The organism is Enterococcus sp. AZ109 (assembly GCF_051714625.1).
Taxonomy (GTDB): domain Bacteria; phylum Bacillota; class Bacilli; order Lactobacillales; family Enterococcaceae; genus Enterococcus_A.
In genome coordinates, this window is record NZ_JBIOSF010000001.1 from 2,223,794 (window position 1) to 2,236,526 (window position 12,733).

Consider the following 12,733-nt stretch of genomic DNA (forward strand, 5'->3'; position numbering starts at 1 on the left):
GGGGCTTTACAGAAATGAAAAAAGCAAAATTATTTGGTCTAGGCGCAGTGGCGTTAGCTTCAATGCTAGTTCTAGGTGCATGTGGCGGCGGTGGCGGCGGCACAACTGATTCATCAGGTGGTGGAGCAGCTGGCGGCGACGCAGATCACAGTGTAGCAATTGTTACTGACATCGGTGGAGTGGATGATCGTTCATTTAACCAATCAGCTTGGGAAGGATTGCAAGCTTGGGGGAAAGAGCACAATATCGAACGCGGTGTAGGCGGATTTGACTATATCCAATCAGATGATGCTTCACAGTACACGACCAACATCGATTCAGCAGTATCAAATGGATTCCACACAATTTTTGGTGTAGGTTACTTGTTGGCTGAGCCAATCACAGCAGCAGCAGACACAAATCCTAACACAAACTTCGTAATTATTGACTCAGTAATCGAAGACAAAGACAATGTTGTTTCTGCAACATTCAAAGACAACGAAGCAGCTTACCTTGCAGGGGTAGCAGCAGCACACACAACTAAAACTGACAAAGTTGGTTTTATCGGCGGTGAAGAAGGGGTCGTTATTGACCGTTTTGAAGCTGGTTTCGTTAAAGGGGTAGAAGATACAGCAAAAGAAATGGACAAAGACATTTCAATCGACGTTCGTTATGCAGAATCTTTTGGCGCACCTGATAAAGGTAAATCAATTGCAGCTAACATGTACGACAACGACATTGACGTAATTTACCACGCTTCAGGCGGTACTGGTAATGGCGTATTCTCAGAAGCAAAAGCACGTAACGAAAAAGTTGCAGCAGACGACAAAGTTTGGGTTATCGGTGTAGACAGCGACCAACAAAAAGAAGGTGAATACACTGACAGCGAAGGCAACGACAGCAACTTCTGCTTAACTTCAACACTTAAAGGTGTAGGTGCAGCGGTTCAAGATATCTCAACTCGTGCCTTGAATGACGAATTCCCTGGCGGCGAACACTTAGTATTTGGTTTGAAAGACGGCGGCGTTTCTCTAACAGATGGTTTCTTATCTGATGAAGCAAAAACTGCAGTTAACGAAGCAAAAGATAAAGTCAGCGCAGGCGATGTAGAAGTTCCAGAAAAACCATAAGTAAATACCTTACCATAACCTCTTCACGGAGGTTATGGTATCCTTCTTTGTTTAATTAAGTCGCGTCGAGAACGCGATTTAATTAAGGGAAGAACCCCTTTGATAGTTAATGGATGTCTAGGTCTTAAAAAGTGATAGGATGTGAAAAAAGAGTGGCAGAAGAACAATATGTCATTGAGATGCGCAATATCACCAAACAATTTGGCACCTTTAAAGCCAATGACAATATCAATCTGCAGATCCGCAAAGGCGAGATTCACGCGCTTTTAGGGGAAAACGGTGCCGGAAAATCGACACTGATGAATGTGTTGTCAGGGTTATTACAGCCCACTTCAGGTGAGATTTTAATGGATGGACAAAAGGTGAATATTTCAAGTCCAACCAGAGCCAATCAATTAGGAATTGGCATGGTCCATCAGCATTTCATGTTAGTAGATGCATTTACCGTTACCGAGAACATTATTTTAGGTAGTGAGCCAACTAGCGGGATCACGTTAGACAAGAAGAAAGCCGCAGATGAAATCAAACGCTTGTCACAAGAATACGGATTACAAGTGGATCCAGATGCCTATGTGCGAGACATTTCAGTTGGTATGCAGCAACGGGTAGAAATTTTGAAAACCTTGTATCGTGGAGCGAATGTGTTGATTTTTGACGAACCGACCGCTGTATTAACGCCGCAAGAAATTGATGAATTGATTGATATTATGGATGGCCTAGTAAAAGAAGGGAAATCGATCATCTTGATTACCCACAAGTTGGATGAAATTAAGAAGGTTGCTGACCGTTGTTCGGTTATCCGTCGAGGACAGTACATTGGCACTGTTGATGTAGCTGACGTCAGCTCACAACAATTAGCCGATATGATGGTGGGACGTTCAGTATCCTTTAAAACCGACAAGGTCCCTGCAACACCGGGCGAAACCGTTCTTTCCATTAAAGATTTAGTGGTAAAAGAAAGTCGTGGACTAGAAGCAGTAAGAAATCTCAGCTTAGATGTTCATCGTGGCGAAGTACTAGGTATTGCCGGAATTGACGGCAATGGACAGTCAGAATTGATTCAAGCACTAACCGGATTGCGTAAAGTAGAAAGTGGAACGGTAACTTTGAATGGTGCGGATATCACCGGCAAGAAACCGCGTCAAATTACTGAATCAGGAGTCGGCCATGTGCCAGAAGACCGCCATAAATATGGATTGATTTTGCAATTATCGTTATCAGAAAATATTGCGTTACAAACTTATTATCGTGCACCGCTAAGTAAATCAGGTGTATTGAATTACAATGAAATGGACAAATATGCCAATCGTTTAATTGAAGAGTATGATGTGCGGACAACTAGTGAAAAAGCTCCAGCAGGCTCATTGTCTGGTGGTAACCAGCAAAAAGCGATTATCGCTCGTGAGGTCGACCGTGATCCAGATCTGTTGATTGTTTCCCAGCCAACTCGTGGTTTGGACGTGGGTGCGATTGAGTACATTCACAAACGCTTAGTAGAACAACGGGATAAAAACAAAGGGGTTCTCTTAGTTAGTTTCGAATTAGATGAAATCTTAAATGTCTCCGATCGTATCGCCGTAATTCATTCAGGTGAAATCACTGGGATTGTTGATCCGAAGGAAACTTCTGAAAATGAGTTAGGTCTGTTGATGGCTGGCTACAGCTTGGAAGAAGCACGAGCAGAATTACAGAAGGCGGGTGAGGCAAGTGAATGATCGCGCAGAAAAAGTTAGAAATATACTTGTACCAATCATTTCGGTTATTTTAGGTTTCGTCTTAGGGGCCTTGCTAATGTTGGTTACTGGATACAATCCAATCGTTGGTTACAATGCGATGTTTAGCGCCGCTTTCCAAAGCACAATGTCCGTTGGGGAAATCCTTGTTGGAGCAGCTCCTTTAATTTTTACAGCACTGGGCTTTTCGGTAGCCAATTCAGCCGGATTCTTTAATATCGGGCTTTCTGGACAAGCTTTGTGTGGCTGGGTAGCCAGTGTATGGGTTGCCTTGAGCATGCCAGATTCTCCTAAACTCGTAGTAGTGGCCTTGGCAATTATTGCTGGAGGATTAGCAGGGGCAGTAGCTGCGGCTATCCCGGGGGTTTTAAGAGCGTTTTTTGGAACAAGTGAAGTTATCGTAACAATTATGATGAACTACGTACTATTGTATACAGCTAACCATATCGTAAATAATGTGATGTCAGAAGAAATCATTTCCAACAAAGGAGTAACCAAGCTTGTTGGTATGAACGGCACACTTCGCGCACCATGGTTGACCCAAATTTTTGGCGGTTCCCGTATTAATATGGGGATTTTCCTAGCCTTGATTTTCTTAGTGATTGTTTGGTTCTTAATGAAGAAAACAACACTAGGCTTTGAAATCCGTTCAGTAGGTTTGAATCCTTTTGCGTCTGAGTATGCTGGGATGAGCAGTAAACGGACAATCATCGTTTCCATGATTATTTCAGGCTCTTTGGCAGGTCTTGGTGGTGTGGTACAAGGGATTGGTACGTTTAACAATTACTTCGTCCAAGGCTCATCGATCAGCATTGGATTCGACGGTATGGCGGTTTCCTTGTTAGGAAATGGTAGCTCTATTGGAATATTATTGTCAGCCCTGCTGTTTAGTGTACTACAGCTTGGAGGACAAGGGATGCAGTTTGCCGGAATTCCAAGTGAATTGGCCAACAGTGTCATTCCATTAATTATCTTCTTTGTTGCAATTAACTATGTTGTTCGTTTAGGTTTAGCCAAAGTTTCTGGAAATAAAAAACAAGTGGAAGTTGTTGAGGAAAAAAGTAAACCCAACGAGGAAAGTCAAGAAGGGGGCGAATTGTGATGAATATGCAATTGCTTAGTTCATTAATTACCCAAACATTGGTATATTCAGCGCCTCTAATCTTAACGGCATTGGGCGGCGTCTTCTCGGAACGAAGCGGGATTGTAAACGTTGGTTTAGAAGGAATCATGGTGGTTGGAGCCTTCACTTCAGTGGTATTCAATCTGACCTTTGCGGAGCAACTTGGCTCGCTGACGCCATGGCTCGGGGTATTAGCAGGTGGCGCAGCCGGGGTAATTTTTGCCCTGTTACATGCTGTAGCAACCGTCCATTTTCGGGCAGACCATATCATTAGCGGAACCGTAATGAATTTATTAGCTCCACCGCTGACGATCTTTTTGATTAAAGTTATCTATGGTAAAGGACAAACAGACACAATTAGAGAACAATTTGGTTATACCAGCATCCCTGGTTTAAGCAAGATTCCAGTAATTGGTAATTTGTTTTTTAACAATACTAGTTTGCCTGCTTACTTTGCTATTTTAGTGGCCGTCATTTCTTGGTTCATCATTTTCAAAACCAAATTTGGCTTACGCTTACGTTCAGTTGGGGAAAATCCATTAGCTGCTGATACGCTAGGAATTAATGTGTATGCTTTGCGTTACTCAGGTGTCTTGATTTCTGGTTTCCTTGGTGGTATGGGTGGAGCGATCTTTGCGCAATCAATCGCAGGACGTTTTGCATCAACCACGATTGCCGGACAAGGCTTTATCTCAATGGCAGCCATGATCTTTGGGAAGTGGAATCCACTCGGTGCAATGGGTGCAGCAATTTTCTTCGGCTTCGCTCAAAACTTAAGTATTGCCGGAGCAAATTTACCATTGATTTCACAGATTCCAAACGTGTATCTGCAAGCAGCACCATATGTATTAACAATTGTAGTTCTAGTATTATTCCTAGGAAAAGCCGCTGCGCCAAAAGCCGACGGTGTCAACTACATCAAATCAAAATAAGACTTTTTGTATTAAAGGGTGGGACTTCGGGACAATGTCTCTTAGTCGCGCCCTTTTTCCCAGCTCCAGTTTTCGCAGTTTGTATAGTGTAAAAATGATTGTTAGTATCACGATCTATAAAATTATTGAGATGTTTAGTGGAGTGGGATGCGTACGAAAATCTATCGAATTTTACGTGAGTAAAATTCGTCCATTAACTATGAGGTAGCCCAGCTGCCATCAATAAAACGCACAACGCATATGACAGAATAAAGCGAGAAAGCTAGACTGTTTAGTTGGATGGGATGCGTACGAAGATGAAAGTAATTTTCAGAGAAAAATTACCACAATACTAGTGAGCTAGCTCCCAGTTCGTCAAATGTTTAAGCTAATCAAACGCACAACGCATATGACATAATAAAGCGAGAAAGCTATACCGTTTAGTGGAGTGGGATGCGTACGAAAATCCAACGAATTTTATGTAAGAAAAATTCGCCCATTATCCATGAGTTAGCCCGGCTTCCATCAATAAAACGCACAACACATAGACTTATAACATAGTGAGAAAACCAAAATAATTAGTAGAATTTCAGGTCAATCAGTTTCCCCTGCTGGAGGATAAATCGTGATAAATTGCCCCCTTAATCGTAAATTATCCACCAAGTCCTCCAGCTTTACTTAAATCAACAATAAAAGATACTATAAGGCTATCTAAGGAATCAGTTTACCAATGTTCAATCATAAGTTCGCAAAGACAATTATTCAGAAAGAAGGAATAGAAAAATGTTTAAACGCATACATTTAGTCGTAATGGATTCAGTAGGGATTGGTGAGGCCCCAGATGCGGAGCAATTTAACGATGTCGGTTCAGATACATTAGGACACATCGCAGAAGAAGCTGGCTTGACTATCCCTCACTTGGAACAATTAGGACTAGGAACGATTCGTCCATTAAAAGGCGTAAAGGATGTTCCTGAGCATGACGGTTATGCGACTAAATTGGAAGAAATCTCTGTAGGTAAAGATACTATGACTGGTCACTGGGAAATTGCGGGTTTAAATATCCAAACGCCATTTCGTGTTTTCCCAGAGGGTTTCCCACAAGAATTATTAGATAAGATTACTGAATTTTCTGGTCGTGGAATTATTTTAGGGGCTAACAAGCCTTACAGCGGAACCCAAGTTATTGATGATTTCGGTGAAGAACAAATGAAAACCGGCGACTTGATTATCTATACTTCGGCTGACCCGGTGCTGCAAATTGCGGCTCATGAAGAAGTTATTCCGCTGGAAGAATTGTATCGTATCTGCGAATACACACGAGAAATTACTAAAGATGATCCTTACATGATCGGCCGGATCATTGCGCGTCCTTACCTTGGTGAACCTGGCAACTTTACCCGTACCAGCAATCGTCATGACTATGCTTTAGATCCATTCGGCAAAACGGTACTGGATTCTTTGAAGGATAATGGGAAAGATGTAATTGCTGTGGGCAAGATCAACGATATTTTCAACGGTCAAGGAATCACTGATTCGGTTCGTACTAAGAGCAACATGGATGGCGTTGATCAATTATTGAACGTGATGAAAAAAGATTTTACTGGCTTGAGCTTTACTAACTTAGTAGACTTCGATGCGTTGTACGGTCACCGTCGCGATGTGGTGGGCTATGCTCATGCGATTGAAGATTTTGATTTACGGATTCCTGAAATTTTGGACGCAATGGAAGAGGACGATTTGCTGATGATCACCGCCGACCACGGCAATGATCCAACCTTCCCAGGTACTGATCATACTCGTGAATATGTGCCATTATTGGTTTACAGCAAAAAAATGCAAGGCCAAGGTAAACTGCCGCAGGGCTATTACTCAGACATTGCCGCAACGATTGCCGAAAACTTTGACGTTCCGGCAACCGAGAATGGCGAAAGCTTCTTAAAACTATTAAAATAGAACATATGAAACGAAGCCCCGTCAAAAGCGGGGCTTATGAGATAAACTGATTTATACAAGGAGGACATTATGATCGAGTTGCAAGAAAAAATTCAGCAAACAGCATCATTCATTCAAGACCGAGGAGTAGGAGCAGTTGATTTTGGATTGATCCTAGGTTCTGGCTTAGGTGAGTTGGCTGATGAAATTGAGGAACCAGTAGTAATTTCTTATAACGAAGTTCCGCATTTTCCAATTTCAACCGTGGTAGGCCATGCAGGCCAATTGGTTTATGGTACATTGGCAGGTAAAAAAGTCTTGGCAATGCAAGGACGTTTCCATTTTTACGAAGGTAATCCAATGGAGACCGTTACTTATCCAGTAAGGGTCATGTCTGAGCTAGGTATCCATTCAATCGTTGTAACTAATGCAGCTGGCGGAGTCAACGAACAATTTACGCCAGGCAACTTAATGCTGATCACAGACCATATTAACTTCATGGGTACCAATCCATTAATTGGACCAAACGACGATAACATGGGCCCACGCTTCCCGGATATGAGCGCTGCCTACAACAAAGACTATCAAGCCAAAGCACGAGAAGTAGCCCAAAGCTTGTCAATGGATCTAAAAGAAGGCGTTTATATGGGCTTCACTGGACCAACTTATGAAACTCCAGCGGAAATCCGTATGGCACGAGCAATGGGTGCCGATGCTGTCGGGATGTCAACTGTTCCTGAAGTAATCGTAGCAGTTCACAGCGGCATGAAAGTATTAGGCATTTCTTGCATCACCAACTTAGCAGCTGGTATGCAAGCGAACTTGAATCATGAAGAAGTAGTCGAAACAACTGAACGAGTAAAAGAAGACTTCAAGAAATTGGTCAAAGAAACCTTAGCCGTATTATAAATAGTAGCGATTTGCAAAAAATACGTGCCAAATTAGAAGCGGTTTGTTAAACTATTTTTCTGACGGACAGTCAGATGAATGGCAATAAAAAATTCCATATTAAATAGAAATGAGTGATTACATGAGCGTCCATATCGAAGCTAAAGAAGGCGAAATTGCTGACAAAATTTTACTACCAGGTGACCCGTTGCGGGCAAAATTCATCGCTGAGAACTTTTTAGAAGATGCAAAATGCTACAATAATGTACGAGGTATGCTAGGTTTTACCGGAACTTATAAAGGTGAACGGGTTTCAGTTCAAGGAACCGGGATGGGTATGCCATCTGCCGGGATTTATGCCCAAGAATTGATTCAATCCTATGGCGTGAAGAAATTAATCCGCGTAGGTACTTGTGGTGCGTTATCAGAAGATGTCCACGTCCGTGACTTAGTGCTAGCACAAGGAGCCGTAACTAGCTCATCAATGGTAGCCAAGCATTTTCCAGACTTCCACTTCCCACCAATAGCTGACTTTGCGCTGTTGCAAAAAGCTTATGAAGTGGCAACTGAAAAAGGCTTTACCACTCACGTCGGAAATGTGTTGTCTGAAGATACCTTCTATAAAGATGATATGGCACCAACCTTCCGTTTAGCTGAATATGGAGTTATGGGCGTTGAGATGGAAGCAGCCATCCTGTATTATTTGGGTGCGAAATTCAACGTGCAAACATTGGCGATCATGACGGTTAGTGATCATATGGTTACTGGTGCCGATACGACGGCGGAAGAACGCCAAAATACTTTTAAAGACATGATGTATGTCGGTTTAGAAACGGCAATTGCATAAAACATTCGAACCACTTCTGAATTCAGAGGTGGTTCTTTGCGCTAAGGAGGGTTTATATGAAAATCACAATTCGCAAACGTTTAGTTGGCAATATTCCTTTGCTGGAGGTTGTTGGTGAAGAGCAAGTTTATGAGCCATTGCCATTAATTATTTATTACCATGGCTGGCAGACAGCCAAAGAACTAGTATTAACTCAAGGAAGAAAACTAGCAGCCAAAGGATTTCGCGTGTTGCTGCCGGATGCTGCCAATCACGGAGAGCGCAAGGTGACCGTATCAGAAATTCCCTCATTGACCTTTTGGAATAGTATCCAGACGAATTTATTTGAGTTCGGCTATTTAGTGGATTATTTTGAGAATTTAGGTTTAACGATGGGGAAAATTGGTGTTGGTGGAGTATCAATGGGGGGCATCACGACTTGTATGCTGTTGACTGCTCATCCAGAAATTGATGTGGCGGCTTGTATCATGGGTTCGCCTACGCCAGTAGCTTACCGCGATCGTATCAAATTACATGCAACAGCTGCCGGCTACTATTTGCCAACAGATTATGAACAATTGACAGCTTGGCTAGCCGCTTATGACTTGTCGCTGCATCCAGATACCTTAGCCAAACGGCCCTTGCTTTTCTGGCACGGCACTCAGGATGAAAAAATTCCTTATCAGCAGGTAGCTGATTTTGTCCGTGACCAAGGACAAAAACCTAACATCACTTTTTTAAGTGAGGAAGAGCGGCATCTAGTGAAGGTGCCAACGATGGAAACAATTAGCGACTTTTTTGCAGCACAATTTGGTGAGCTGGAAGAAGAGCGGCTTTAGTTTTTGCGCATTTTGGATTATCATGAAGTGGAGGAGGGATTTTATGGAGAATTTTAATTTTCATGTAACAACAGATATTCGCTTTGGGAAGGATCGTCTGACAGAATTGCCAGAGGTCATGAACCAATTTGGTAAAAAGGTACTGCTCGTTTATGGAGGCGGCAGTATCAAGAAGATGGGCTTGTACGACAAAGTGATGGAGCAGCTGCAAGCCAATGGAAATCAAGTGTTCGAATTAGCTGGAGTGGAACCAAATCCTCGTGTGGAAACGGTTCGTAAAGGTGCTGAGATTTGTCGCCAAGAAGGAATCGATGTTCTATTGGCAGTCGGTGGCGGTTCAACGATTGACTGTGCGAAAGTTGTAGCAGCTGCGACATTATACGAAGGCGATGCTTGGGAGATGGTCTTACACCGAAGAAAATTCCAAGGCCCTGCTTTGCCATTAGTGACGATCTTAACCTTAGCAGCAACCGGCAGTGAAATGAACAATGCCGCAGTCATCTCTAATTTAACTACGAATCAAAAATTGGGTGTGGGCAGTCCATCCATGTTGCCTAAGGTTTCTTTCTTAGATCCAGAAAATACCTTTTCTGTAAGCAAATACCAAACAGCTGCCGGATCAGCAGATATTTTAAGTCATTTAATGGAAAACTACTTTAAGCAAACTGAAGGAACCGACGTCCAAGATTCTGTGTCTGAAGGTTTAATGCGTTCGGTAATTAATAATTGTCCGATTGCGTTGAAGTATCCAGATGATTATGATGCGCGGGCTAATTTGATGTGGGCTAGTACCTTAGCTTTGAACGGATTAACTGCCGGAGGGAAACATGGCTCTTGGTCTTGTCATCCAATGGAGCACGAATTAAGTGCCTTTTATGATATTACTCACGGAATTGGCTTAGCTATTTTAACTCCTCGTTGGATGGAATATGCCTTAAATGATGAAACCGCCGCTAAATTTGCTCGCTATGCTTGGAATGTATGGGATGTTGAAGAACGGGTGCCGATGTTGGCGGCTCGAATCGGAATTCAAAAAACATATGATTACTTCAAATCTTGCGGCATTCCGATGACCTTACCAGAAGTAGGAATCAACGAAGAAAAATTTGATATTATGGCCAAGCAAGCCGTAGATCATAACGCAATCAAAACCGATGCGTATGTTCCAATGGATGTTTCAGATGTCAAAGGTATTTTCGAAGCTTGCTTAACTGAAAGCAGCTTTGTATAATTCAATCCAAAAGCAGTTTTGTCATAGCCGGCAAAACTGCTTTTTTTGCGTGTAGAAAGAATAGCTTTAGCCCAGTATAAAATCTATTCTAGTAGTTTTCACGATTAAATGAAGTGAGTTTTTGAAGCGAGTCTTATGGAGTATAATAAAAAGAAAATAGATTAAAAGGAGCAGGCGATGGCAGAATTATTGAAAGATATCTACACAGAGGAATCACTGCGAGAAATGGCTGGAATATTTCAAAGTATTGATCCAACATTTCCCGTAGAACACTTCTTAGCAAAGACGATAGATGAAACTTGGTTAGAGTTAGGTATTAAGGGACGCATGCGAAAAATTACTTTGAGCTTGGGGGAATGTTTGCCTGCTGATTACCATGAAGCACTAGCAATTCTCGATCAAGCAGCGCCTCTATTAAGCAGTGGTCTCTTTGGCTTATTTGTTCCTGATTTTGTGGAAGTTTATGGCCAGGCTGAAGCGGATTGGGCGGTGTCGATTCAGGCGTTAGAGAAGTATACGCAGTACTGGTCGTCTGAAATGGCCGTCCGACCATTCATTATTAACCACGAAGAACGAATGATGGCACAAATGAATGCATGGGCAAAACACGAGAATGAACACGTTCGCCGGCTTGCTAGTGAAGGATGTCGCCCGTTGTTACCATGGAGTCAGCCGCTAACAAAATACAAAGAAGATCCAACGCCCGTTCTACAACTACTAGAACAATTGAAGGCAGACCCTTCTGCTTATGTACGAAAGAGTGTCGCCAACAATCTCAACGATATCTCCAAACATCAGCCGGAGCTGATTGTCCAGCTAGCAAAAGACTGGTACGGAGAAAATGACCGCACCAATTGGATCGTTAAGCATGGTTGTCGAACTTTATTAAAACAAGGAAATCGCGAAGTACTGGCACTTTTTGGTTATGGCGATAGTTCGGCTATTGAGGTACAGGATTTCAAGTTGGAAACGAAAGAGGTAGTTATCGGAGAAGCGATAACATTCTCTTTTACAGTCCTGGCGAAAAAAGACAGCAAAGTTCGGCTGGAATACGGGATTGATTACATGAAAGCCAATGGTAAATCTAGTCGTAAAATCTTTCAGCTTTCCGCGATTTCGTTAAAAGCTAATGAAGCAAAATTTTACCGTCGGAAGCACTCGTTAAAAAATGTCAGTGTCAGAAAGCATTATCCGGGAACACACTCGGTTACCTTAATCGTTAATGGTACCGAACAAGGAACGTTGAATTTTGAAGTAGGTGAATAACAAGGGTACTAGATCGGCTTTTGATAAATGAAAACAACAGGGGTGGAAAAAATGAAGCACAAAGATCACTATGATGACCAGTACGTTTTAACCTTAGCAGAAAAATTATCAGGAGTCTTTCCGTCATTTGATGCTGCGGGGTTCTCCAATGAATTAACCGGTACTTTGGAGGACAAAGAATTATTTGGCCGTTTTGATTGTATTGTGGACGCGATGGAAAAATATTTAACTGCGGATTATGCTGAAAACATCCAGGGATTTTATCAGTTATTGGGTCCCGAATTAACCAAAGCAGAAGGAATGTTCAATTTTGGCTGGTGGCTCTGGCCGATCGGTCGCTATGTAGAACGAAACGGGAATCAAGACTGGCAAGTTTCCTTAGCATTTTTGAAAGAGTTAACCAAACGTTTTACTGGTGAGTACGCAATTCGGTCACTATTGAAGGAGCATCCTCAGGAAGTGATGGAGGAATTGGTTCTCTGGAGTAAAGATAGAAATGTGCATGTCCGCCGTTTGGCTAGTGAAGGTGTTAGAATTCGTCTGCCTTGGTCGCAAAAGTTGTTTGTCGCTTTAGAAGAGTTTGACCTTTTTAGTGAAATCATGACAAATCTAAAGGATGATCCAGAAAAATTTGTGCAAAAAAGTGTCGGCAACAACCTGAATGAACTATACAAAGATGCGCCTGAGAAAGCTGAATGGTTAATTTCACAATGGCAAAAAACACCGTCATCCAAGGCACAGGAATGGATTATTAAGCATGGTCGCAGAAATCAGAAATAGCAGGATTGTCCATGAAGAATAAAGAAATCACCAGCAAATATCAGCAAATTTACTGGTGATTTCTTAGTTGTAGTGGAATCAAAAAACCTGCG

At 42.3% G+C, this 12,733-nt stretch carries 11 protein-coding genes; all 11 read left to right on the forward strand.

Annotation, left to right across the window (positions count from 1 at the left end; all coding sequences use genetic code 11):
- Positions 1-14 precede the first annotated feature (14 nt).
- The 11 genes from IGI42_RS10625 (at position 15) to IGI42_RS10675 (ending at position 12,641) form a co-directional block, all read left to right on the forward strand.
- Positions 15-1,109 (forward strand): BMP family lipoprotein, encoded by a 1,095-nt coding sequence (locus tag IGI42_RS10625; RefSeq protein ID WP_438715828.1) that lies wholly within the window; start codon positions 15-17, stop codon positions 1,107-1,109.
- A gap of 179 nt (positions 1,110-1,288) precedes the next feature.
- On the forward strand, positions 1,289-2,824 hold the full coding sequence (locus tag IGI42_RS10630) for an ABC transporter ATP-binding protein (RefSeq protein WP_438717037.1): 1,536 nt from the start codon (positions 1,289-1,291) through the stop codon (positions 2,822-2,824).
- On the forward strand, positions 2,817-3,944 hold the full coding sequence (locus IGI42_RS10635; protein ID WP_438715829.1) for an ABC transporter permease: 1,128 nt from the start codon (positions 2,817-2,819) through the stop codon (positions 3,942-3,944). The genes IGI42_RS10630 and IGI42_RS10635 overlap by 8 nt, the downstream gene beginning before the upstream one ends.
- The gene (locus tag IGI42_RS10640; protein ID WP_438715830.1) at positions 3,944-4,897 is read left to right on the forward strand and encodes an ABC transporter permease; all 954 of its coding nucleotides are present in this window, start codon (positions 3,944-3,946) and stop codon (positions 4,895-4,897) included. The genes IGI42_RS10635 and IGI42_RS10640 overlap by 1 nt, the downstream gene beginning before the upstream one ends.
- A gap of 762 nt (positions 4,898-5,659) precedes the next feature.
- The gene (deoB, locus tag IGI42_RS10645) at positions 5,660-6,832 is read left to right on the forward strand and encodes a phosphopentomutase (RefSeq protein ID WP_438715832.1); all 1,173 of its coding nucleotides are present in this window, start codon (positions 5,660-5,662) and stop codon (positions 6,830-6,832) included.
- Positions 6,833-6,901: 69 nt separating this feature from the next.
- On the forward strand, positions 6,902-7,720 hold the full coding sequence (locus tag IGI42_RS10650; protein ID WP_438715833.1) for a purine-nucleoside phosphorylase: 819 nt from the start codon (positions 6,902-6,904) through the stop codon (positions 7,718-7,720).
- A gap of 121 nt (positions 7,721-7,841) precedes the next feature.
- Positions 7,842-8,546: a purine-nucleoside phosphorylase gene (gene deoD, locus IGI42_RS10655; RefSeq protein ID WP_438715834.1), complete on the forward strand. Its 705-nt coding sequence runs from the start codon at positions 7,842-7,844 to the stop codon at positions 8,544-8,546.
- A gap of 56 nt (positions 8,547-8,602) precedes the next feature.
- The gene (locus tag IGI42_RS10660; RefSeq protein WP_438715835.1) at positions 8,603-9,364 is read left to right on the forward strand and encodes an alpha/beta fold hydrolase; all 762 of its coding nucleotides are present in this window, start codon (positions 8,603-8,605) and stop codon (positions 9,362-9,364) included.
- A 43-nt stretch (positions 9,365-9,407) separates the two neighbouring features.
- Positions 9,408-10,595 (forward strand): iron-containing alcohol dehydrogenase, encoded by a 1,188-nt coding sequence (locus IGI42_RS10665; RefSeq protein WP_438715836.1) that lies wholly within the window; start codon positions 9,408-9,410, stop codon positions 10,593-10,595.
- A 177-nt stretch (positions 10,596-10,772) separates the two neighbouring features.
- Complete coding sequence (locus tag IGI42_RS10670) at positions 10,773-11,861, forward strand: DNA alkylation repair protein (RefSeq protein WP_438715837.1); 1,089 nt, start codon at positions 10,773-10,775, stop codon at positions 11,859-11,861.
- A gap of 51 nt (positions 11,862-11,912) precedes the next feature.
- Complete coding sequence (locus IGI42_RS10675) at positions 11,913-12,641, forward strand: DNA alkylation repair protein (RefSeq protein WP_438715838.1); 729 nt, start codon at positions 11,913-11,915, stop codon at positions 12,639-12,641.
- Positions 12,642-12,733 lie beyond the last annotated feature (92 nt).